Here is a 20,522-nt window from a genome sequence, read left to right on the forward strand (position 1 = left end):
GCCCTGAATATCCGGAGCCAGAAGATGAACCGCCCCGTGCCGAATCCCGGCATTCTCGATATTGCGCCCTACACGCCCGGCAAGACCCCGGTGCCGGAGCCGGGCCGCAAGGTGTACAAGCTGTCGGCCAACGAGACCCCGTTCGGGCCGTCGCCGAAGGCCAGGGAAGTCTACCAGCAGGCGGCTTCGCATCTCGAAGACTATCCAGAAGGCACCTCGCGGGTACTGCGCGAGGCGATCGGCCGCGCCTACGGGCTCGATCCCAACCGCATCATCTGCGGCGCCGGCTCGGACGAAATTCTCAACTTGCTGGCGCACACCTATCTCTGCCAGGGCGACGAGGCGATCTCCACAGCGCACGGTTTTCTGGTGTACCCGATCGCTACGATGGCGAACGGCGCCAAGAACGTCGTCGCGCCCGAGACCAACTTCACCGCCGACGTCGATGCGATCCTGGTGCGCGTGACGCCGAAGACCAAGCTGGTATGGCTCGCCAACCCGAACAACCCGACCGGGACCTATGTGCCGTTCGACGAGGTCAAGCGGCTGCGCGCAGGTCTGCCGCCGCACGTGCTGCTGGTGCTGGATGCCGCCTATGCCGACTATGTGTCGCGCAACGACTATGAGCTCGGCCTCGAACTGGTGGCGACCACCGAAAATACCGTGATGACGCACACCTTCTCCAAGATTCACGGGCTGGCGGCTCTGCGGATCGGCTGGATGTTCGGCCCTGCCAACATCATCGACGCCGTCAACCGGATCCGCGGACCGTTCAACGTCTCGACGCCGGCGATGCTGGCAGCGGTCGCAGCCATCGAGGACACCGCGCATATCCAGATGTCGAAGGCGTTCACTGAGACGTGGCGCAACTGGCTGACCGAGGAGATCGGCAAGCTCGGGCTCAAGGTGACGCCGAGCGTGGCAAATTTTGTGCTGATCCACTTCCCGGAGAAGGGCAAGACCTCGGCTGAGGCGGATGCGTTCCTGACCAGACGCGGCCTGGTGCTGCGCGCGCTGAACAACTACGGCCTCCCCCATTCGCTACGCATGACCATCGGCACCGAGGAGGCCAATCGCCTCGTCGTCGACGGCCTGCGCGACTTCATGGCCGCCAAATGAACGGGACGCCGATCTTCCGACGCGTCGCGCTGATCGGCTTCGGCCTGATCGGCGGCTCGATCGCGCGCGCCGCGCGTGCGCAAGGGCTCGCGAGCGAAATCGTCACCACCGCGCGCTCGGAAAAAACCCGCGCGCGGGTGCTGGAGCTCGGCATCGTCGACCACGTGCTGGAGACCAACGCGGAAGCCGTCAAAGACGCCGACCTCGTGATCCTCTGCATCCCGGTCGGCGCCTGCGGGCCGGTGGCGCAGGAAATCGCGCCGTTCCTCAAGCCGGGCGCGATCGTCTCCGACGTCGGCTCGGTCAAGGGCGCCATCGTCCGCGAGATGGCGCCGCATCTGCCGGCGAATGTTCATTTCGTTCCGGCCCATCCGGTCGCGGGCACCGAGCATTCCGGTCCCGATTCCGGCTTCGCCGAGCTCTTCATCAACCGCTGGTGCATCCTCACGCCACCCGACAGCACCGACCCCATGGCGGTCGAAACCCTGCGTGCGTTCTGGGCCGGCATGGGCGCCAAGGTCGAGATCATGACGCCCGATCATCACGATCTGGTACTGGCGATCACCAGCCATCTGCCGCATCTGATTGCCTACACCATCGTCGGCACGGCCGATGAGCTGGCGCAGGTGACGTCGTCGGAAGTGATAAAATTCTCCGCCGGCGGCTTTCGCGATTTCACCCGCATCGCAGCGTCCGACCCCACGATGTGGCGCGACGTGTTTTTGAACAACAAGGAAGCCGTGCTGGAAATGCTCGGCACCTTCAACGAGGACCTGTCAAAACTCACCCGCGCGATCCGCCGCAACGACGGCGAAGCGCTGTTCGAGCATTTCACCCGCACCCGCGCCATCCGCCGCGGCATCGTCGAGATCGGCCAGGATTCGGCGGCGCCGGATTTCGGAAGGCCGCATCCGTCGCTGGCGAAGAAGGCGGAGTGAGGCACGGCTCTCGCCGCTTAGGCTCCGCTCGGCACGCCGTCATTGCGAGCGCAGCGAAGCAATCCATCTCGCGGCATAACGGATGGATGGATTGCTTCGTCGCTTCGCTCCCTTGCGCAAACGCTTCACGTTTGTCGTAGGTGGTGACGTGAAGAGTTTCGGGTTTCGCAACAGCGTGTAGGATGGGCGGTTTGATACCGAACGACAGGGTTGAGCAGGCATCATGGCTCTGGAAATCTTCACATTGCGGGAGCGACCCGATCTTCGGCCATTGATCTTCTGTTCTGAGCTGCAATCGGTCTGGCCGGAATTCATGCAACATGACGCGACGGCGCAGCTCTACTTTGCGCCATCGATGTTCGACCGGTACCTCGACTATGCGTTCGCCGGCGTCGCCGGGGGCACGGTTGTCGCCCGGGCATTCAGCGTGCCGTTCGCTTTCAACATCGACGGCCGCACCGAGCTCCCCGATGGCGGCTGGGACGAGGTGATCCGTTGGGCCCACGATGATCAGTTGACAGGGCGCGCTCCGAATGCGCTGAGCGCGCTGGAAATCAGCCTGCTTCCCGAAGCGCGAGGGGGCGGCAATGCGCTGGCGTTTCTGGACGCCATGAAAGCCAGCGCGAAAGCCCATGGGCTTGCAGAAATGTTCGCGCCAGTGCGGCCGAACCAGAAGCATCTTCAGCCGTTCGTGCCGATGCGCGATTACGTCGCCACGGTGGGTGCCGACGGCTTCCCGACCGACTCCTGGCTGCGTACCCACCTTCGGGCCGGGGCAAGACTGGTGAAGATTGCGCCTTACTCGATGACGGTTGTTGGCAGCATCGCCGACTGGTCACGCTGGACCGGAATGTCGTTCGATCGATCGGGCGAAGTTTCGATCGCGGGCGCGCTCGCGCCGGTCACGATTTCACTTGAACAGGATTATGCGGTTTACGTCGAACCCAACGTATGGGTTCGGCATGCATTGTGACGACCGTCCTTCGTCGTTGTTTCGCGCGGTGTAGCCACCAACGGCGATTGATGGGTTTCGCTACGCGCATTCGCGTGACCCGGCGGCGGACGATGACGGCCGGACTTGCGTCACCGCCCGCGCCGATGCTGCAAGAAGCTATTTCCGTGATTTCACAGGCCGCGCGAGGATCGGGTGTCGCATCACAAGCCGCGGCGCCATCGCCTGAGCATCGATCGGCGATCGCGCCGATCCGATGCCGAGATCGCCATTGGGATGGTAGAACGCATACATCCCCGGCTCGTCGATCATGTGCTGCGCCGAGGCCGGCGATCCGATCAGCACGGACAGTAACGTAGCAGCGCCGAAAAATCGGGTCTTGGTCATCTTGCTTCTCCTCATCATCGACCCACCAACATGGGCCGTCGGAGAGCAGGACCGGCATTTCGGCGACAACATTCCCGGCAAGGATCAGAGCGCCGATCACGGTTCGGCGATCCCGATGGAGGCGAGTACACGGACGCTTGATCGGAATGGCGACGGCGGTGCACCGCAGGCCCAGACACAAAATATCGAAAACAACCCCATGCAAAGTAACCCGCAGGACGAGTGGGGCGCAGCGCGTAGGATGGGTGGAGCGCAGCGATACTCATCACGGCCGGGGATGCGGTGATGGTTTCGCTGCCCTCTACCCATCCTACGGTCTCAAAACAGCGGCGACACCAGCCCCACTTTCAGCGGGCCGAGAAACACCGCGCCGTCGACGAAGCGGGAAAGCGACATGGCCCCGCGCCCTGAGTTTTCCTGAAGCGTTCCCGGGAAACGAAGCGTCGGACTTCGCTCTGGATCAGAGAGGCTGAGCGTAGGGCACAGCATCCATCAACAGCACACCAAATAGAAGGACCAGATAGAGCATGGAAAACACGAACAGGCGACGCGCTGGCTGCCTTTCCTTGTCATTGCTCCGACGTACTTGCCACGAGAGAAAAATCATGATGGCTCCAAGCATTGCCGCAGCGACGCCATAGATCGCCCCCGCGAACCCCAATGCCCACGGCAGCAGCGAGACAAGAGCCAGAAGAACGCTATAGAGAAGTATCTGGCGCGTTGTTTCGGCCCGGCCGGCTACGACCGGCAACATCGGCACCCCGGCGCGAGCATATTCTCCGGCAAGATTGAGCGACAGCGCCCAGAAATGAGGTGGCGTCCAAAGAAAAATTATCAGGAACAGGGTGAACGGTTCGAGCCCGACATCTCCGGCGGCCGCGGCCCAGCCGATGACAGGAGGGAGTGCGCCAGCCGCACCGCCAATGACGATATTCTGCGGTGTTCGGCGCTTGAGCCACATCGTGTAGACGACGACATAGAAGAAAATCGTGAAAGCAAGCAGCGCCGCCGCGGCCATGTTCAGGAAGGTGCCGAGGGTTAGAACGGCGCACGTGCCTAGCATCAGTCCGAAAATCAACGCTTCCGCGCGCGATACACGGCCGCTCGGAATGGGACGCATGGCGGTGCGCGCCATCAACGCATCGATGTCGGCGTCGTACCACATATTGAGCGCACCTGCGGCGCCAGCTCCGGCAGCTATGCAAAGAAGAGCAACGACACCGGCGAAGGGATCGATGCCGCCAGGTGCGACCATGAAACCGACGAGTGCGGTAAAGACGACCAGCGACATAACGCGCGGTTTCGTCAGCGCGACATAGTCACCGATGCTGGCATAGCTCGAGCGAACGAGAATTGAACGATTGATTTGCATGAGATCAACGCCTCCTCTTGCCCGCGACGGGCGGCATCTACTGGACCTTTGCGAGCTTGCTTCTGGATCCCTGGTCGGTCCAATTTGCGAGCATGACGTACATGGTCATGACCTCCTCCTTCGGATGCGAGGCGGCAGTATCTAGGTCGGCGCCGCGAAGAACAGGACCCGGACGAGGTGCGTGTACTCGGATTCGAACACCATGATGGCGACGAAGATCAACACCGCCACAGGAGGCAGCAGGATGGCATAGGCCAGAGCCAGCCGCTCCCAGGCCATGTGCATGAAGACGGCGACGATCAAGCCGGCCTTCAGCACCATGAACAGCAGGATCAGCGACCATCTGAGGTAGCCGTGCAAGCCGAAGTAGTCCACGAGATAGGAGCAGGTGCTGAGGACGAACAACCATCCCCAGACCACGAGATATAGCTTGATGGGGTGCTGCTGCCCCTTTGCGTGCGCGGTTCCAACCGCGACTGTGTCATGCGCATGCGTGCGTAGCGAAGGTTGTTGTCCGTCTATCACTGCTGTGCTTGTCATGCGCCGACCTCACCAAAGATAAAAGAAGGCAAAGATGAACACCCACACGAGATCGACGAAGTGCCAGTACAGGCCCATGATTTCGACGACCTCGTAATTCCCCTTCCGGCTCGTGAAAAAGCCACGTCTTTCGACGTCGAAGTCGCCCCGCCAGACCTTTCGCGCGATTACGATCAGGAAAATCACGCCGATCGTCACGTGGGTGCCGTGGAAGCCGGTGATCATGAAGAAGCTGGAGCCGAACTGCGCCGCGCCCCACGGATTTTCCCAGGGCCGCACGCCCTCCCTGATCAGCTTGGTCCATTCGAAGGCCTGCATCCCGACGAACGTTGCGCCAAGCGCCGCTGTGATCAGCATCAGTATCGCGGTCTTGGTGCGATCACGGCGGTAGCCGAAATTGACGGCCATCGCCATGGTCCCGCTGCTGCTGATCAGGATGAAGGTCATGATGGCGATCAGGATGAGGGGGATATGGTGCCCCGCAATCTCGAGAGCGAACACCTGACTCGGATTCGGCCACGGCACGGTCGTGGACATTCGCGCGGTCATGTAGGACAGCAGAAAACAGCTGAAGATAAAGGTGTCGCTCAGGAGGAAGATCCACATCATGGCCTTCCCCCAGGAAACATTCTTGAAGGCGCGCTGATCCGAGGACCAATCGTCAGCAATGCCTTGCCAGCCGGCAGCCCGCGCAGGCGATTCTCCAGGGTTGGTCAGCGCAGTCTCTGCCATCTGGTCTCTCCTAGAGCGTTTTCCGGCGAAGTGGACACCGGTTCGCGCGAAGAAAACGCGTCAATTCAAAAATCTAGAGCCCCGTTCCGATTCCATCGGAACGGAAAAGGCTCTAGGTGAGCAACCGCCGACAGATGTCGACGAAATCGTCCGTCCAGCCCGTCAACAGACCAAGCAAGACCAGCCAGACCAACAGCAGGAAGTGCCAGTAGATCGTGCAGAGCTCCACACTCAGGCGTACCTGGGCCATCTCGGCGCCACGCCACACCTTGGCAGTCGTTCTGCCCAGGGCCACCATACCGCCAATCAGATGCAACCCGTGCGCCGCGGTGATCATGTAGAAGAAGGAATTGGCTGGATTGGACGTCACGAAATAGCCCGCGGCCCTCAGCTGTTGCCACGCCAGCAGTTGCCCCACCAGGAATGTAATGGCGGAGGCTCCCCCTGCGCACAGGCCGACGATTACACCGTCCATATTGTTCCGGTGCGCTGCCACGTATGCCCATTGCAGCGCGACACTGCTCAGGACCAGGACGCCGGTGTTGAGCCACAGCAGCCCCGGCACGGGCAGCGTCCGCCAGTCCACCATGTTCATGCGCATGGAGTAGGCGCTGATGAAGAGTGCGAACAACGAGGTGGCGACGGCGAGAAACACTCCCAGTCCGATCTTCGCTGCCGGCAGGGTCATTGCTCCCGTGCCCGGGAAGTCATCGATCGAACCTTCTTCCAGCCAGGGTTTGGCTGTCAGCCGCTGATGCGAGAGCCACCATCCGACGATGACCGCTATCACAGCCATGAACAGAACGATGGCGCTCACGGCGCAGCTCCCTGAACGGCCCGCGTCGCCGGTGGCTGGTTCTGCGGAATGAAGTCCTGGGCGGCACCTGGCACGCTGTAGTCATACGCCCATCGATAGACCACCGGGAGCTCCTTGCCCCAGTTGCCGTGCCCCGGCGGGGTCTCCGGCGTCTGCCACTCCAGTGTTGTCGCCCGCCATGGATTGCCACCCGAAGGTCTGCCCTTGAACAGGCTCCAGACAAGATTGAACAGGAACACCATCTGGGCGAAACCCACGGTCAAAGCCACCACGGTGATAAAGGCATTGAGCGTATGGGCCGATGGCGGGATGAACGCCACTTCGCCGATGTCGTGATACCGGCGCGGAATTCCGAGCAACCCGAGATAATGCATGGGGAAGAAGATCAGATAGGCACCGAGGAACGTAACCCAGAAATGAAACTTGCCCAGCACGTCGTTGAGCATCCGTCCCGTTACCTTGGGGTACCAATGATAGATCGCGCCCAGCACAACCATGATTGGCGCCACGCCCATCACCATATGGAAATGCGCGACCACGAACATGGTATCCGAGAGGGGTACGTCCACGACGACGTTGCCGAGGAAGAGGCCGGTGAGCCCGCCGTTCACGAATGTGATGATAAAGCCGAGGGCGAACAGCATCGGGACCGTGAGATGAATGTCGCCGCGCCACAGGGTTAGCACCCAGTTGTAGACCTTGATGGCGGTCGGGATGGCAATGATGAGCGTCGTCGTGGCGAAGAAGAACCCGAAATGCGGGTGCATGCCGCTCACATACATGTGGTGCGCCCATACGACGAAACTGAGCGCGCCGATTCCCACGATAGCCCAGACCATCATGCGATAGCCGAAGATGTTCTTTCGCGCATGCGTGCTGATCAGATCGGAAACGATGCCGAAGGCCGGAAGTGCGACGATATAGACCTCAGGATGGCCGAAGAACCAGAACAGGTGCTGGAACAGGATCGGGCTGCCGCCGCCATACTTCATCTGCTGGCCCATCTCGACGAGTGCGGGCATGAAGAAGCTGGTTCCCAGCAAGCGGTCGAACAGCATCATGACGGAGGCGACGAACAGCGCCGGGAAAGCCAGCAGCGCCATCACGGTAGCGGTGAAAATGCCCCACACCGTCAAGGGCAAACGCATCAACGTCATGCCGCGCGTGCGCGCCTGCAGCACGGTCACGACGTAGTTCAGCCCGCCCATGGTGAAGCCGATGATGAACAGGATCAGCGACGCCAGCATCAGAACGATGCCCCAATCCTGCCCGGGGGTGCCGGAGAGAATCGCCTGCGGCGGGTACAGCGTCCAGCCGGCGCCGGTTGGTCCGCCAGGCACCAGGAAGGTCGACGCCAGCACCACGACTGCGAGCAGGTAGATCCAGTAGCTCAGCATGTTCACATAAGGAAAGACCATGTCCCGAGCGCCGACCATCAGCGGAATAAGGTAGTTGCCGAAGCCTCCCAGAAACAATGCCGTGAGCAGGTAGATCACCATGATCATGCCGTGCATGGTGATGAACTGGAGATATTGATTTGCATCGATAAAGGAGAACGTGCCGGGAAATCCCAATTGCAGCCGCATCAGCCACGACAGCACCAGCGCGACCAGCCCGATTGCCGACGCCGTCAGCGAGTACTGGATGGCAATGACTTTGGCGTCCTGCGAAAAGACGTACTGCGTCCACCAGCTCCTGGGGTGATAGAGATCAACCTCCGGCACTTCTGCAGGCGGAGCGTCCGTGATTGCGTCATACGGGACATCGACCATCGACTTACCTCCCGGTTGCGTCTTCCATCAGGGCGCGATGAGAGGGTCTTGCGCGCCCAACCTGTCTTCGCAGCAGCATTTCTTACTTGCCGCCGGATTCGTACGTCGCCCTCGTAACGGCGCTTCGGCCTGACAATTCCGCAAACGTCTTCTGCTTCTCCAGCCAGGCCCGATAGTCGCTCTCTTCGTCGACGAAAACCTTGGCGCGCATCTGCGCATGCGCAGCGCCGCACAACTCGGCGCAGAGAACATCAAACGTTCCGGTTCGGATCGGGGTTATCCAGAAATAGGTGACCATGCCCGGGACCATGTCCATCTTGGCGCGGAACTCGGGCACATAGAAATCGTGCAAGACATCGAGGGAGCGGAGCAAAACCTTGACCGGCTTCCCGACGGGGAGGTGCAAGTCGTCGCTTGCGATGACAACGTCGTCTTGCCCGTGCTGATCGTTGGGATTCAAGCCCATGGGGTTGTCGGAGCTGACGAAGCGAACATCGGTTGTGCCCATCCGGCCGTCCTTGCCGGGGAGGCGGAAGCTCCATTGCCACTGCTGGCCCATGACCTCGATCTCGGTCGCGTCCGCCGGAACCGTGACGAATTGGTGCCAGACGAACAGGCCAGGCGCCAACATGGCTCCCACGCCGATCGCGGTCCCTATGGTGAGCCACCATTCGAGCTTTTTGTTTTCGGGATTGTAGGCTGCCTGCCTTCCCTCCTTGTGATGGAAGCGGAAGACGCAATAGGCCATGAACGCAATGACCGCGAAGAAAACCGCCCCGGTGATCCAGAACGTGATGCTGATGGTGTGGTCAATGTAGCTCCAGTTGGTGGCGATCGGCGTCCACCACCACGGGCTGTAGATGTGAAACAGCACCGAGCCGACTGCGACCAAAAGCAGGATGAGTGCGACAACCATCCTTCATCCCTCCCTGCCACTCAAGGCAACGGAGACGAACTAAAGGGCGGAGCTCGCATCTGTCTCGATGGCCGACTTCACATGCGCCATCGCAGTGCGTCTTGCCTCGCCCACTTTGACCGGTCGCGAAATCCAAACGTGGCACCGGGCACACGTTACGACCGCTTCCATCGGATCTTGGGCGTCAGGAACGAGGATGGTACGCGTCGGCGCTGGCGTCAATAGATCACTTGAGCGTCGGGATGCTGCGCCGATGCCGCAAGCTGGCGAGCGTCAGCCAGCACAATCGTTTGACGATGACGCAACGCACCAAATGACCATGAACGTGCACGGTTCACCGAACCGTGAGCGCTGTCTGGGTCCCATAGCGCTAAGCTTGTGCGGCAGGTCGCGACAAGTTTCGTCCGGCTAAGCTCCTTTTCGATGAACTTGGGTTTGCCGTACCCGGCTCGACCGCGACTCTCGCACATCAATGCGGAGACACGCGGATTGCGGCGCGTCGTTTTGACCGCCGCTACTGCGAGCACGGGAGGATGCGTCCATGGCCACCACGTATTCTGACAGCATCGCAAAGTTTGGACGGCACATTTTCGGCGAGGCCTCCACATATTCCATTCGCAAAATCGAACTGTCCGACCTGGGCGAGGCGCTGCGCCTGGGCTGGGAAGATTTCAAGGCCATGCCAAGTCACGCGGTAGTCGTGTGCGTGATTTATCCCGTTCTCGGTATTGCGCTGTTCAGGATGGTGCTTGGCTATTCGGTGCTGCCGCTGCTGTTTCCGTTGGCGGCCGGGTTTGCCTTGCTTGGACCTTTTGCCGCGATTGGGCTCTATGAGCTCAGCCGCCGCCGCGAGCGCGGCGAGGAAGTCGACGTATCGAAAGCACTTCAGGTGCTGCGCGCTCCGGCTTTCGGCGCCATGGTCGAGCTCGGCGTGTTCCTGCTCGTTCTGTTCGGAGTCTGGATCGGCGTAGCGAACGCTATCTACGTTGAAATCTTTGGCCACGCTCCGGCCGCGAGTATACCTGACTTCGCAACGCGCGTGCTGACGACGCCGGAGGGATGGTCGCTCATCATCGTCGGTTGCGGCGTTGGTTTTCTGTTCGCGGTCGTGGCGCTGTGCGTCAGTGTCGTGTCGTTTCCGTTGATGCTCGACCGGCATGCGACTGCGATCGACGCTATCCGGACGTCGCTGCGGGCTGTGATGAAGAATCCGGTTGCCATGGCCGGGTGGGGGCTGATTGTCGCGGCGCTGCTGGTGATCGGTTCGATACCGCTCTTCGTCGGTCTCGCCGTCGTTCTGCCGGTGCTCGGTCATGCGACCTGGCATCTGTACCGGAAGGTAGTGGAGCCGGATCCCAACCCTCCACAGGAAGAACCCCGCCTGCGGAAAGGACACCGCTACGCGGCGGATTTCCCGGCCAATCTCTTCCCGTGGAGCCGCGAGCGCTAGCTCGTAATGATTGAACGGATTCCGGAGTCGCGCCGCCGATTCGTATCTACCCGTCTACCCGGCAATCGGTGGACCCAGTTACGTGCTCGTGGCCCCAGCAACTGGGACGGCGCAGTGCGGCTTGACATGTGCGAGGCGTCCGTCACTGATCCGGCAGCGTCCGCCGATGCCCTCTCGGACTGTCTGCTGCCGTCTGCACCATCGGCCCTTATCGAATGCCGCCGCCTGACGAATTGCATATAGCTTGGCTGGTCGAGGCTAGAAACCGCCCCCCGATACCAACAGAACTGCACCGAGCGCCATAAGAAAAAGGCCCGGCCAATTCGTTCCGAGCCCCAAGAATCGCAAGCTGCGCCGTGGCGGCTCCAAAGTATCGCGAGCGGGCCGGGAGGAATCCCGGCCACTAAGCGGTCCCCGCCAAATAGCGGTGCCTGCCATGTACAGGATTCCGCCGATAACGAGGAGCGCGCCAAGTCCCATCAGGAACATTCTCGCCTCTCTATTTGTCGCTGCCCCGCACAATACAACCGGCTTCAAGCATCCAGGCTCGAAAACGTTCCGGCCAAGCGCTGTAATTCAGCAGGTCGCTGTCCGACTTGAGTCCGGAATGCAAACGAAAGCGGACGTCCATCGACCACTCTGAATTGGGCTGACGTCCTAGAACAGCGGCGGCACCTGACCGACTTTCAACGGGCCGAGAAACACCGCGCCGTCGACGAAGCGCAGCGGGAAGGCGCGGGCCTTCTTGCCTTCCAGCTCCGCCTCCTTGCCGAGCGCATTGATGCCCGCGGCGACGCCGGTATTGGCGTTCTGCTTGACGACCTTGCCCAGCCCCGGAATCGCCCGGTCGAGCGCGCCGAACAGATTGTTGAGGTCCTGCGTCTTGACGCCGGGCGCGACGCGATCGAGCGTTGCCTGCGGCACGCCCTCCTCCAGCATCTTCTCGATGCCCAGCGCCGGAATCACTTTCTCGATGCCCGCCACCGTCATCTGCAATTCGCCGTCAATCCGACCCTGGGCGTTGAGGCTCAACGTGCCTGCGGCCACCGAGACCAGATCGCCCTGCTGAACCCGCGACCGCACGATCTCGACATGGCCGCCGGCCGCCTGCAACTCCCTGAACCGTTCGGGCCACGGCTTGGGCGAAAAATCCTTCAGGCCGGTCAGCTTGGTCTCGATGTCGGCGTCGAACGGCTGAGCGAGCAGCGGGTGCACCTCCTGCACGTTGCCGCCGGCTATCCGCAGCACGGTTTGGATCACCGGATTGTCCTGTGCCGAGCCTTCGGCAATGCGGCCGTGCAGTTCGACATGGCTGGCCTTCGCGAGCGGCGTCGCGACCGGTCCGTTGACGCGGTCGATGGAGGGATTGTTGAACTCGATCGAAGCGCGCTGCGGAACATCAGGCAGCCCATACACGCTGCTCTGGCCCAAGCTCCAGTTCACCTTCAGCGACGGCGGCTGGCCGCGATCGGAAAGCGTGGCCGGCGCCTTGAATTCGGCGATCAGGAGTTTCGGCTGGTAGATCTGCGCGATCACCATGATTTCACTGAGTCGCGCGGTGAACGGCGCTTTCGCGTCCGCCGTCTGCGAGAACAGCGACACACTGGCGTCGTTGCAGCTGACTTCGAAGCGGAACGGGAAACCCGCAACCTCGCGCTTGCCGCAGGCATAGACCCGGCCGGCTTTCGCCTCCTGCGTCGCCCAGGCGTCGGCGCGAACGCCGACCTCGGACGCGGCATAGAACCAGAACGCGCTCCATGCCGCGGCGGCGACGACGACGAGGGCGGGCATGATGAAAAGGCGCCACAGCGGGCGCCGGCGCGGCGCGGGGGTCATGTCAGGCATGCGGCGTCCTTTGGCTTGCGATTTTGTCGAATATAAGCATCTGCCTCCGCAACAAAAGACATTGATTTCACTTCGCTTTCTGGTAGCGGTGCAAGGGCATGTCCGCCACTACGCTGAACGAAACGGAATTCCCGACAGGCGACCTCTGGGTGTTCGGCTACGGCTCCCTGATGTGGCGCCCCGGCTTCGAATTCATCGAACGGGTTCCGGCGCGGTTGATCGGCGAACACCGCGCGCTCTGCGTCTATTCCTTCGTTCATCGCGGCACGCCGGAAAAGCCGGGCCTGGTGCTCGGGCTCGACCGCGGCGGCGCCTGCCGCGGCGTCGCGTTCCGGGTCGCGGAGAAGAACAGCACAGCTACCATCGCCTATTTGCGCGAGCGCGAGCAGGTCACGTCGGTCTATCGCGAGGTAAAACGATCGGTGTGGCTCGAGAACGAGGCGCGCCAGCGCGTCAGCGCCCTGGTCTACGTAGTCGACCGCGGTCATGTGCAATATGCCGGACGGCTGTCGCCGGCAGAACAGTTGCGCCACGTGCTGCAAGGGCACGGCCAGTCCGGTGTCAACCGCGATTATGTGCTCGCCACCGTGAAAGCGATCGAGGCGGAAGGTTTTCGCGATCAGCAATTGCACCGGCTTGCAATGATGCTGCACGATGCGCATCATCCGGTTCATCCCGTAGAGAACAGCGACCGTTGAGTTGGGGACAGCGCGGGAGTGGTGGCGATGAAACCGCGCATTCGCATTGGAGGAGAGAAGCAATGGACCTGAAGGGCGCGGTTGCACTCGTGACGGGCGGTAATGGCGGACTCGGGCAGCGCATATGCCACGCGCTCGCGCAGGAGGGCGCAGACGTCGCTGTGGTGTACGCTCGCAGCCGCGAACAGGCGGAAAGCGTCGCGAGCGAACTAACGTCGCGTTATCAAATCAAGGCTCAAGCTTTCGCCTGTGACATATCCGACGACACGGCTGTGGATCGGCTGGTAGCGGACGTCACCCGGGCCTTCGGCCGCCTGGATGTTCTGATCAATGACGCCGCTTACAACGTCTCGATCCCGTTCGGCGATCTCGACAATCTGACGGTGGAGGTATGGGACAAGATCATGGCCGTCAACCTGACGGGGCCGATGCGCCTGACCAAGGCGGTGGCCCCTGTTATGAAGGCGCAGGGGCGTGGCCGCATCGTCAACATTGCTTCGGTGGCAGGGCTCAGCCCAACCGGCTCTTCCATCGCCTATGCCGTGTCGAAGGCGGGGCTCATCCATCTGACGCGTTGCATGGCGGTGGCGCTGGCGCCCGAGACGCTGGTCAACTGCGTGGCACCGGGCCTGCTGGAGGGCACTCGCGCGACAGCCAATCTCCGGTCCGAGCAGATCGAGCGCTCCGCTTCGGGCTCGCTCCTGAAGAAGGCCGCCGACAAGGACGATTGTGCCGACATGGTGGTCGCCATGTGCCGCACCGAGACCATGACCGGCCAGACCGTCGTCATCGACTCTGGACGCATCTTCCATTGACGCCCGGGTAGTGTCTCAGTTTGAAATCTCTGAAACCAAATCGATCTGCCTAAGCGCCACATCCACTGGAGTAATGCGGCCATAGACCTGAACGTCCACTTTGACGGTCTGTTCGCCTACTTCCTTCACCTCGCCCCTAAAACCGGTAAACGGGCCATCGATGACTTGTACGATGCGGCCTTCGAGTCCCGCCAACAAAAAAGAGTTCATCTGAATGCCTCCCTCAACTTGCGAAGCTTACCATTAAGCCTAGCTTTTTTCCATCGGGCAGAAGCGGCAGCCCTAGCTATCTCTGATCGCTCTTGGGGAGATAATACCTTGCGCGGGCTTTCCACCCCTCCTACCGCCTTTGGCACGGTTTGGGGCTTTTCCTGTAGGCTCTTATGCGTTGAGGTTTGATCGATGGTTGTTTGGTCTCCACTCAGGTTCAACTGCGGACGAGAGATCGCAAATCGGTTTGCGATTGCTCCGCTGACCACCGATTCTTCCCATGAAGACGGGACGGCTCCCGGCAACGAACTCGAGTTTGTCCGGCGGCGTGCTGCCAGCGGCTTCGGAGCCACCATTTCTTCCGCCGCTTACGTCGAACAGGACGGACGCTCCTGGCAGGGAATAGGTGCGGCGCATGATGGGCACTTGCCCAGTCTCAATCGGCTCGCCGAAGCCATGCGTGCGGCGGGAGGTCTCGCGATCCTTCAGATCTATGACGGTGGCCGCATCGCAAAGCCCGAGTTGATCGGCGAGCAACGCCTGCGTGCGCCTTCTGCCGTTACATCGTTGCGCCCTGGAGCGAAGACGCCAAGGGCAATGACGGCCGACGAGGTTGAAAGCCTGGTTGCAAGCTTTCGGGAAGCTGCTTCGCTGGCCCGAAAAGCCGGTTTTGACGGCGTTGAGGTTCACGGAGCCAACCACTACGCGGTTCATCAGTTTTTTTCACCTCGGGCCAATCATCGCGTCGACAAGTGGGGAGGTACGCTTTCAAAACGCATGAACTTTCCTCTCGCTGTCGCGCAGGCCGTTCGCGACGCAATCGGTCCAAAGCTGATCGCAGGGTTTCGCATTACACCGTTTGAGGCCGAGTTGGACGGTTACACGCTCGAAGACGCCAAACTGCTTTGCGGTGAGCTTGCGAAGTTGAATCTCGACTACATCTCCGTTTCGCTCGATGATTATCGGAAGAGCCGACCTGTGGGAGAGACCCGTGTTTACAATGGTCCGGTCGCGAAGATTGATACCCCGGCAGAGAACCCCATCACGGCATTCGCCCGCGTCATAGCGGGCCGCAGCGCGGTCATGGCCAGCGGCGGGATAAAAACGTGCGACGATGCCGAGGGCGCGATCAAAATGGGAGCCGATCTCGTTGCGGTAGGACGCGCCGTGGTGGTTGACCCAGAATGGCTTTCCAAAGTCCGAAGTAAGAGTGAAGCATCGATCCTTGCGGGACTGCCGAAGGATGAACGCGAGATCGCGGGAGCTTTGAGCATTCCGCCGCGAATGGTCGAGTACCTGTTGAGCCGTCCAGGTTGGATCCCTCGTCTATAGTCCTCGGCCTTCTCGGGCGGCCCTTTGATTGACACGGCCAGTCTGGCGTCAACCGCGACTACGTTCTCGCTACCGTGAAAGCGATTGAGGCGGAAGATTTTCGGGATACGCAACTGCATCAATTGGGGATGAAGCTGCACGACCAGCAATCGCTTCATCCACCCGAGCAGGGTACGCAAGACGCATCCTAGGCCGATCAGCATGACGGTCGATCGAGGGGTTTGAGGCGAAGTATTCGATTTCGCCGCGCGTAATGCCGATATCCCGAAGCTCCAGGTCGCTCAAGTCGTAGAGTTCGGTTCGTAACCTGGCACGCTTGCGCCGTTCCTGAAATGCTGCCCAACATGCCTTGAAGAAGCGAAAAACGTGCGATGTCAGCGCTACGGCGTGCTGCAACTCGATCGTGCTCATTGCTGCGCCTCCTCAGCCGTTGTTTTCAGCTCGAAGAGACTGCCAAGGTAAAGGCTGATGCGCTTGACGACCGGCTTACATTTTCCTAACCGCGGGCTTATTCTTTGCATTTCCATCGACACTAGAGCGCCTTTCGACGATCGGGACGGCTGCTCAGGGAATGGCAGATTGCGCTATCTCTTCGAGGATTTTGCATTCGATACGGACCGGCGCGAGCTACATCGCGGAACGGAAATGGTCTCTATCGCACCCCAGGTGTTCGATCTGCTCGATTACCTGATCCGGAACAGGGAGCGCGTCGTCAGCAAGGACGACCTCATCAGCGCCGTTTGGAACGGACGCGTGGTCTCGGATGCCGCGTTGACAACCCGCCTGAATGCCGCTCGCAGCGCAATCGGCGACACGGGCGAGAAGCAGCGCCTGATCAAGACGCTGCCGCGCAAAGGTTTCCGCTTCGTCGGTACGGTGGAAGAAGCGGAGAGGTCCACAGTCGAGCCGGCTGGCTCGGCTGCGCATAGCGGCGACACGAAGCACGTTCCAGCTTCAGCACCACGGCTTTCGATCGTTGTGTTGCCTTTCGCGAATCTTGGCGGTGATATCGAACAGGATTATTTTGTCGATGGCGTGACGGAGAACCTCACGACGGACCTGTCCCGCATCGGTGGCTCGTTCGTGATCGGACGGCACACCGCATTTACCTACAAAAACAAAGCGGTTGATCTCAAACAGATCGGCCGCGAGCTGAACGTTCGCTACGTACTCGAAGGCTCGGTGCAGCGCGGCAGTAATCAGCTTCGAGTAAATGTGCAGCTGATCGATGCTGAAACCGGGTCGCTTCTATGGGCCGAACGCTTCGAAAAGCCGGTTGCCGACCTGTTCGATATGCAGGACGAAATCGTATCGCGGCTCGCCAGCACATTAAATGCCCAGCTTATCGCGGCCGAGGCGCGCCGAGCCGAGCGTTCCCTGCATCCAGATGCGATGGATTTGTATTTTCAGGGAATGGCTCGTTGGAACAAGCGCTGGACCCCCGAACACATGGCGCAAGCGCGGAGCTTCTTCGACCGTGCCTTGGCTCTCGATTCAGAAAATGTTGAGGCGCTGGTTGGCATCGCGGCTGTCGATGCGGCAAGCGCCACTCTCCTCCTCGTAGATGACCCGCGCGTGCGCCTTCTGGCGGCCGAAAAGGCTTTGACCAAGGCGCTATCCTTGGCTCCGCAACACGCCTTGGCTCACATGTTCTTGGGTGTCGTCCAATTTGCAACGAACCGTGCAGCGCAAGGTATTGCTGAATGTGAGCACGCCTTGGCTTTGAACCGAAATTTAGCCGATGCGCATGGTTCCCTTGGTGCCGCCAAGATATTCGCGGGTCGCGCCGCGGAAACCGAGGCCTGTATTCTGGAGGCCTTGCGGTTGTCTCCTCGCGACGAAGGTGTTCATCGGTGGCTGAGCTATGTCGGTGGTGCCAAGTTTCAGCTCGGCGCCGACACCGAAGCGGTTGTGTGGCTACGCCGAAGTCTGAAGGCCAACCCAAATTATCCAGTCGCGCATTTTCAGCTGGCTGCTGGGCTAGCGCTTCTCGGTGAACTGGACGAGGCGCGAGCGGCAGTGAAGGCGGGACTTGCGCTTGATCCAACTTTTACTATTCGTCGCACGAGAGGCATTTCATGGAGCGACAATCCGACGTTCCGAGCCGGAGCCAAGCGCGTGAGCAAAGGAATGCGCATGGCTGGAGTGCCTGAGGGGTAATCTCTACTTCGCCGATCAGTTCGCCTGCGCCGTCGCCGGCCGGCGCGGCGCCGGCACGAGCTGATCGGAGGTTTCGGGCATCACTTCGATGCCGATGTCGGCCAGCCGCACGCGCACTTCGACGGCGACATATTTCGCGTATTCCGACAGCAGCAGACGCAACGTCGCACCGCTGGTCCACCACGGCTCGTCGCGCCATCGGTCACCGACCACCGCGAACGGAATCAGCGTGACGTCAGGCATCGCATGCGACAGCTCCACGATCGCCCGCGGCATGTGGTAGTTCGACGTCACCACGATCAGCGATTTGAAGCCGCGCTCGCGGGCCCAGCGCCGCGTCTCCGCAGCATTGCTGCGCGTGTTGACGGCGGAACGGTCGAGATCGACGCAACAGCGCAACAGCAGCGACTGGTTGTCGGGCAGCGAGCGTGAAATGTCGCTCGCGGCGCTGGTCGGATGCACACCCGAAATCAACAGCCGCTTGCCGTAGCCACCGGCCAGCAATTCCATCGCGTCCGACACCCGCGATGAGCCGCCGGTCAACACCACGATCCCGTCGGCGTTGCGCGCCGGCTTGATTTCGACCCCGCGCAATTGCGAAAGAAAGGCGACGAAGCCCACCGCCGCGCCGACGAACAGGATCGCCATGCCGCCGACGACGGCCGCGCGCAGGCGTCCACGCGACCGCGCGGCCGGCGCCCTTGGCGTGCTGTCGTCGTGCTGCAAACCCATGTGGTCCGGCGATCCTCGTCCTGCGCAATTCTAGAACGTTTTGACGCGAAGTGGAGTCAGGTCCGTGATTTGCTTCACTGCAAAACGCCGTCGGCCCCCTCAATCGATGTCGTCCAGCGTGGCGAACAGCGTTCTCCGCGACGCCCAGGCGGTAATGGCGGCGATCGCCACAGCCTGCACCGCGAGCGCCAGATAGCCGGAGGGCGGCAGCGAAAACGTCCCCAGCAGTGCGGCGAACTGATCGCCGACGGGGGTGCCCGAGAACCAGGCCGCGATCGATTCGGAGAAGCCGAAACCCAGCATGGCGGCGCCGCCGCCGATCAACCCGCCCTCCAGGCCGAGCCTGAGAAAATGCCGCAGAAAATGGTTGGCGATATAGCGATCGCCGGCGCCGACGAAGTGCAGCACCTCGACGATCGGGCGGTTCGCCGCCATCGCGCCGCGGGTCGCGAACGATACCGAAATGATCGTCGCCGCGATCACCAGCACGAGAATGCCGATGCCGGCGAATACGGTCGCCCCGGTCATCGAGCGCATGCGCTCGATCCAGGCGCGGTGATCGTCGACGCTCGCCGACGGCGCCACCTGCGTCACCGCCTTGCGCAGGCCTGCAAGGTCGAGCGTGGTGCCGGGCTGCACGCGCGCAACGACGACGCGCGGCACCGGCAACTGGTCGATCGACAACCCGGTGCCAAGCCACGGCTCCAGCAGCCTCGCCGATTCGTCCTTGCTGAACGGCTTGACCTGCACGATGCCGGGCTGCGTCCGCATCGCCTCCGCGGCCGCGGTCACGTCGCGATCGAGATCACGCCCCGCCTGCGGACGCACCTGCATGGTGATTTCGCTGGCGACTTCCGACTGCCATTCCGCGGCCGATGCGCTGACCAGCAGCACGGTGCCGGTGGTGATGGAAGCGAGGAACGTCATGATGGCGACGACGGCGACCAGCGCGCGGCCGGAGATCGACGCCCGCGGCACGATCGGCGACATGTTGCGCGCGCGTGCCGGAACCTGCGGGCGCTCCGTCCCGAGGTCCACCAGCGGCCCGTGCTCGTCACCCATCCTACTCATAGATATGCAACCGTCCCTGGTGCAGCACCATTCGCCGCGCCTCGTACTGGTCCATCAGCGTGATGTCGTGGGTCGCGATGATGACCGCGGTGCCCAGCCGGTTCAATTCGATGAACAGCCGCAGCAGGCGCCGGCCGAGCGTCGGGTCGACGCTGCCGGTCGGCTCGTCCGCCAGCAGCAATTGCGGCCGCGAGATCACCGCGCGCGCGATCGCCGCGCGCTGCTTCTCGCCGCCCGACAGGATCGGCGGCAGCGCATCCATGCGCTCGCCGAGGCCGACCCATTTCAAGAGGTCGATCACCTCGCGGCGATAGCTGGATTCCTCCCGGCCCATCACGCGGAACGGCAGCGCCACGTTCTCATAGGTCGTCATGTGGTCGAGCAGGCGAAAATCCTGCAGCACGATGCCGATCTTCTGGCGCATGTTCGCGACCTGATCCTTGCCGAGCAGCGAGACGTCCTGGCCGAACAGGTTGACGAGGCCGCGCGTCGGCCGGATCGACAGAAACAGCAGCCGCAGCAGCGAGGTCTTGCCGGCGCCCGAGGGGCCGGTGAGAAACTGGAAGGAATGCGCCGGAATCAGGAAAGTAAGGTCGCGCAGAATCTCCGGGCCGAGCCCGTACCGCAAACCGACATTTTCGAACCGAACCAAGCTCAGCTCCGC

Annotated in this window: 21 protein-coding genes and 2 pseudogenes; 10 read left to right on the top strand and 13 right to left on the bottom strand. The window is 61.6% G+C overall.

Features of this window, described 5'->3' with window-relative positions; translation table 11 throughout:
• Window positions 1-24: 24 nt before the first annotated feature.
• The 3 genes from hisC to ACPPVP_RS39255 all read left to right on the top strand — a co-directional run bounded on the left by hisC (window position 25) and on the right by ACPPVP_RS39255 (window position 3,030).
• On the top strand, window positions 25-1,119 hold the full coding sequence (gene hisC / locus ACPPVP_RS39245; protein WP_426528881.1) for a histidinol-phosphate transaminase: 1,095 nt from the start codon (window positions 25-27) through the stop codon (window positions 1,117-1,119).
• Complete coding sequence (locus ACPPVP_RS39250) at window positions 1,116-2,057, top strand: prephenate/arogenate dehydrogenase family protein (protein ID WP_426528882.1); 942 nt, start codon at window positions 1,116-1,118, stop codon at window positions 2,055-2,057. Before hisC ends, ACPPVP_RS39250 begins: the two co-directional genes overlap by 4 nt.
• Before the next feature lie 223 nt (window positions 2,058-2,280).
• Window positions 2,281-3,030 carry a hypothetical protein gene (locus tag ACPPVP_RS39255; RefSeq protein ID WP_426528883.1) on the top strand — a complete coding sequence of 250 codons (750 nt, stop codon included), beginning with the start codon at window positions 2,281-2,283 and terminating at the stop codon, window positions 3,028-3,030.
• Window positions 3,031-3,168: 138 nt separating this feature from the next.
• Here ACPPVP_RS39255 and ACPPVP_RS39260 read toward each other — a convergent pair whose 3' ends face one another.
• Window positions 3,169-3,396 carry a hypothetical protein gene (locus ACPPVP_RS39260; protein WP_426528884.1) on the bottom strand — a complete coding sequence of 76 codons (228 nt, stop codon included), beginning with the start codon at window positions 3,394-3,396 and terminating at the stop codon, window positions 3,169-3,171.
• Between ACPPVP_RS39260 and ACPPVP_RS39265 the strand changes: the two genes are divergently transcribed.
• The gene (locus ACPPVP_RS39265; protein ID WP_426528885.1) at window positions 3,389-3,682 is read left to right on the top strand and encodes a hypothetical protein; all 294 of its coding nucleotides are present in this window, start codon (window positions 3,389-3,391) and stop codon (window positions 3,680-3,682) included. The genes ACPPVP_RS39260 and ACPPVP_RS39265 overlap by 8 nt on opposite strands.
• 174 nt (window positions 3,683-3,856) lie before the next feature.
• Here ACPPVP_RS39265 and ACPPVP_RS39270 read toward each other — a convergent pair whose 3' ends face one another.
• The 6 genes from ACPPVP_RS39270 to ACPPVP_RS39295 form a co-directional block, all read right to left on the bottom strand.
• Complete coding sequence (locus ACPPVP_RS39270; protein WP_426528886.1) at window positions 3,857-4,768, bottom strand: heme o synthase; 912 nt, start codon at window positions 4,766-4,768, stop codon at window positions 3,857-3,859.
• A 141-nt stretch (window positions 4,769-4,909) separates the two neighbouring features.
• Window positions 4,910-5,308: a cytochrome C oxidase subunit IV family protein gene (locus ACPPVP_RS39275; RefSeq protein ID WP_426528887.1), complete on the bottom strand. Its 399-nt coding sequence runs from the start codon at window positions 5,306-5,308 to the stop codon at window positions 4,910-4,912.
• A gap of 9 nt (window positions 5,309-5,317) precedes the next feature.
• Window positions 5,318-6,040, bottom strand: a complete 723-nt coding sequence (locus ACPPVP_RS39280) for a heme-copper oxidase subunit III family protein (RefSeq protein ID WP_426528888.1) — start codon at window positions 6,038-6,040, stop codon at window positions 5,318-5,320.
• 112 nt (window positions 6,041-6,152) lie between these two features.
• Entirely contained in the window at window positions 6,153-6,857 is a 705-nt protein-coding gene (locus ACPPVP_RS39285) for a cytochrome c oxidase subunit 3 (protein ID WP_426528889.1), read from the bottom strand.
• Window positions 6,854-8,629 carry a cbb3-type cytochrome c oxidase subunit I gene (locus ACPPVP_RS39290; RefSeq protein ID WP_426528890.1) on the bottom strand — a complete coding sequence of 592 codons (1,776 nt, stop codon included), beginning with the start codon at window positions 8,627-8,629 and terminating at the stop codon, window positions 6,854-6,856. Before ACPPVP_RS39290 ends, ACPPVP_RS39285 begins: the two co-directional genes overlap by 4 nt.
• Window positions 8,630-8,711: 82 nt before the next feature.
• Window positions 8,712-9,545, bottom strand: coding sequence for a cytochrome c oxidase subunit II (locus ACPPVP_RS39295; RefSeq protein ID WP_426528891.1), 834 nt, complete (start codon window positions 9,543-9,545; stop codon window positions 8,712-8,714).
• 541 nt (window positions 9,546-10,086) lie between these two features.
• On the opposite strand from ACPPVP_RS39295, the gene ACPPVP_RS39300 reads away from it, so the two are divergent.
• Window positions 10,087-10,995: a DUF2189 domain-containing protein gene (locus ACPPVP_RS39300; protein WP_426528892.1), complete on the top strand. Its 909-nt coding sequence runs from the start codon at window positions 10,087-10,089 to the stop codon at window positions 10,993-10,995.
• Between the two features lie 657 nt (window positions 10,996-11,652).
• On the opposite strand, the gene ACPPVP_RS39305 is transcribed toward ACPPVP_RS39300, so the two are convergent.
• The gene (locus ACPPVP_RS39305) at window positions 11,653-12,840 is read right to left on the bottom strand and encodes a DUF2125 domain-containing protein (RefSeq protein ID WP_426528893.1); all 1,188 of its coding nucleotides are present in this window, start codon (window positions 12,838-12,840) and stop codon (window positions 11,653-11,655) included.
• Between the two features lie 98 nt (window positions 12,841-12,938).
• Between ACPPVP_RS39305 and ACPPVP_RS39310 the strand changes: the two genes are divergently transcribed.
• Both ACPPVP_RS39310 and ACPPVP_RS39315 read left to right on the top strand, forming a co-directional pair.
• On the top strand, window positions 12,939-13,538 hold the full coding sequence (locus ACPPVP_RS39310; protein WP_426528894.1) for a gamma-glutamylcyclotransferase: 600 nt from the start codon (window positions 12,939-12,941) through the stop codon (window positions 13,536-13,538).
• 62 nt (window positions 13,539-13,600) lie between these two features.
• On the top strand, window positions 13,601-14,353 hold the full coding sequence (locus ACPPVP_RS39315; RefSeq protein ID WP_426528895.1) for an SDR family NAD(P)-dependent oxidoreductase: 753 nt from the start codon (window positions 13,601-13,603) through the stop codon (window positions 14,351-14,353).
• A gap of 15 nt (window positions 14,354-14,368) precedes the next feature.
• Here the strand turns inward: ACPPVP_RS39315 and ACPPVP_RS39320 are convergent, their stop codons facing one another.
• Entirely contained in the window at window positions 14,369-14,563 is a 195-nt protein-coding gene (locus ACPPVP_RS39320) for a KOW motif-containing protein (RefSeq protein WP_426528896.1), read from the bottom strand.
• 192 nt (window positions 14,564-14,755) lie between these two features.
• Between ACPPVP_RS39320 and ACPPVP_RS39325 the strand changes: the two genes are divergently transcribed.
• Together ACPPVP_RS39325 and ACPPVP_RS39330 are read left to right on the top strand one after the other, a co-directional pair.
• The gene (locus tag ACPPVP_RS39325) at window positions 14,756-15,895 is read left to right on the top strand and encodes a hypothetical protein (protein ID WP_426528897.1); all 1,140 of its coding nucleotides are present in this window, start codon (window positions 14,756-14,758) and stop codon (window positions 15,893-15,895) included.
• Window positions 15,896-15,927: 32 nt separating this feature from the next.
• Window positions 15,928-16,086 (top strand): annotated as a pseudogene (locus ACPPVP_RS39330) (gamma-glutamylcyclotransferase); the annotation flags it as partial.
• Window positions 16,087-16,180: 94 nt separating this feature from the next.
• Here the strand turns inward: ACPPVP_RS39330 and ACPPVP_RS39335 are convergent.
• Window positions 16,181-16,306: pseudogene (locus ACPPVP_RS39335) on the bottom strand (hypothetical protein); the annotation flags it as partial.
• A 168-nt stretch (window positions 16,307-16,474) separates the two neighbouring features.
• Between ACPPVP_RS39335 and ACPPVP_RS39340 the strand changes: the two are divergent.
• Window positions 16,475-18,055 (top strand): winged helix-turn-helix domain-containing tetratricopeptide repeat protein, encoded by a 1,581-nt coding sequence (locus tag ACPPVP_RS39340; protein ID WP_426528898.1) that lies wholly within the window; start codon window positions 16,475-16,477, stop codon window positions 18,053-18,055.
• A 15-nt stretch (window positions 18,056-18,070) separates the two neighbouring features.
• On the opposite strand, the gene ACPPVP_RS39345 is transcribed toward ACPPVP_RS39340, so the two are convergent.
• From ACPPVP_RS39345 to ftsE, 3 genes are all read right to left on the bottom strand, one after another.
• Window positions 18,071-18,787, bottom strand: coding sequence for a YdcF family protein (locus ACPPVP_RS39345; protein ID WP_426528899.1), 717 nt, complete (start codon window positions 18,785-18,787; stop codon window positions 18,071-18,073).
• 99 nt (window positions 18,788-18,886) lie between these two features.
• Window positions 18,887-19,858, bottom strand: a complete 972-nt coding sequence (locus tag ACPPVP_RS39350) for a cell division protein FtsX (RefSeq protein ID WP_426528900.1) — start codon at window positions 19,856-19,858, stop codon at window positions 18,887-18,889.
• Entirely contained in the window at window positions 19,851-20,510 is a 660-nt protein-coding gene (gene ftsE, locus ACPPVP_RS39355; protein WP_426528901.1) for a cell division ATP-binding protein FtsE, read from the bottom strand. The genes ACPPVP_RS39350 and ftsE overlap by 8 nt, the downstream gene beginning before the upstream one ends.
• Window positions 20,511-20,522: the final 12 nt, after the last annotated feature.

The organism is Bradyrhizobium sp. McL0615 (assembly GCF_049993905.1).
GTDB lineage: Bacteria > Pseudomonadota > Alphaproteobacteria > Rhizobiales > Xanthobacteraceae > Bradyrhizobium.

Coding starts and splice junctions, on each gene's coding strand:
- ACPPVP_RS39320 (WP_426528896.1), bottom strand. CDS start 14,563: ATGAACTCTTTTTTGTTGGCGGGACTCGAAGGCCGCATCGTACAAGTC.
- ACPPVP_RS39290 (WP_426528890.1), bottom strand. CDS start 8,629: ATGGTCGATGTCCCGTATGACGCAATCACGGACGCTCCGCCTGCAGAA.
- ACPPVP_RS39280 (WP_426528888.1), bottom strand. CDS start 6,040: ATGGCAGAGACTGCGCTGACCAACCCTGGAGAATCGCCTGCGCGGGCT.
- ACPPVP_RS39275 (WP_426528887.1), bottom strand. CDS start 5,308: ATGACAAGCACAGCAGTGATAGACGGACAACAACCTTCGCTACGCACG.
- ACPPVP_RS39310 (WP_426528894.1), top strand. CDS start 12,939: ATGTCCGCCACTACGCTGAACGAAACGGAATTCCCGACAGGCGACCTC.
- ACPPVP_RS39260 (WP_426528884.1), bottom strand. CDS start 3,396: ATGACCAAGACCCGATTTTTCGGCGCTGCTACGTTACTGTCCGTGCTG.
- ACPPVP_RS39345 (WP_426528899.1), bottom strand. CDS start 18,787: ATGGGTTTGCAGCACGACGACAGCACGCCAAGGGCGCCGGCCGCGCGG.
- ACPPVP_RS39300 (WP_426528892.1), top strand. CDS start 10,087: ATGGCCACCACGTATTCTGACAGCATCGCAAAGTTTGGACGGCACATT.
- ACPPVP_RS39270 (WP_426528886.1), bottom strand. CDS start 4,768: ATGCAAATCAATCGTTCAATTCTCGTTCGCTCGAGCTATGCCAGCATC.
- ACPPVP_RS39350 (WP_426528900.1), bottom strand. CDS start 19,858: ATGAGTAGGATGGGTGACGAGCACGGGCCGCTGGTGGACCTCGGGACG.
- ACPPVP_RS39255 (WP_426528883.1), top strand. CDS start 2,281: ATGGCTCTGGAAATCTTCACATTGCGGGAGCGACCCGATCTTCGGCCA.
- ACPPVP_RS39305 (WP_426528893.1), bottom strand. CDS start 12,840: ATGCCTGACATGACCCCCGCGCCGCGCCGGCGCCCGCTGTGGCGCCTT.
- ACPPVP_RS39250 (WP_426528882.1), top strand. CDS start 1,116: ATGAACGGGACGCCGATCTTCCGACGCGTCGCGCTGATCGGCTTCGGC.
- ACPPVP_RS39325 (WP_426528897.1), top strand. CDS start 14,756: ATGGTTGTTTGGTCTCCACTCAGGTTCAACTGCGGACGAGAGATCGCA.
- ACPPVP_RS39295 (WP_426528891.1), bottom strand. CDS start 9,545: ATGGTTGTCGCACTCATCCTGCTTTTGGTCGCAGTCGGCTCGGTGCTG.
- hisC (WP_426528881.1), top strand. CDS start 25: ATGAACCGCCCCGTGCCGAATCCCGGCATTCTCGATATTGCGCCCTAC.
- ACPPVP_RS39315 (WP_426528895.1), top strand. CDS start 13,601: ATGGACCTGAAGGGCGCGGTTGCACTCGTGACGGGCGGTAATGGCGGA.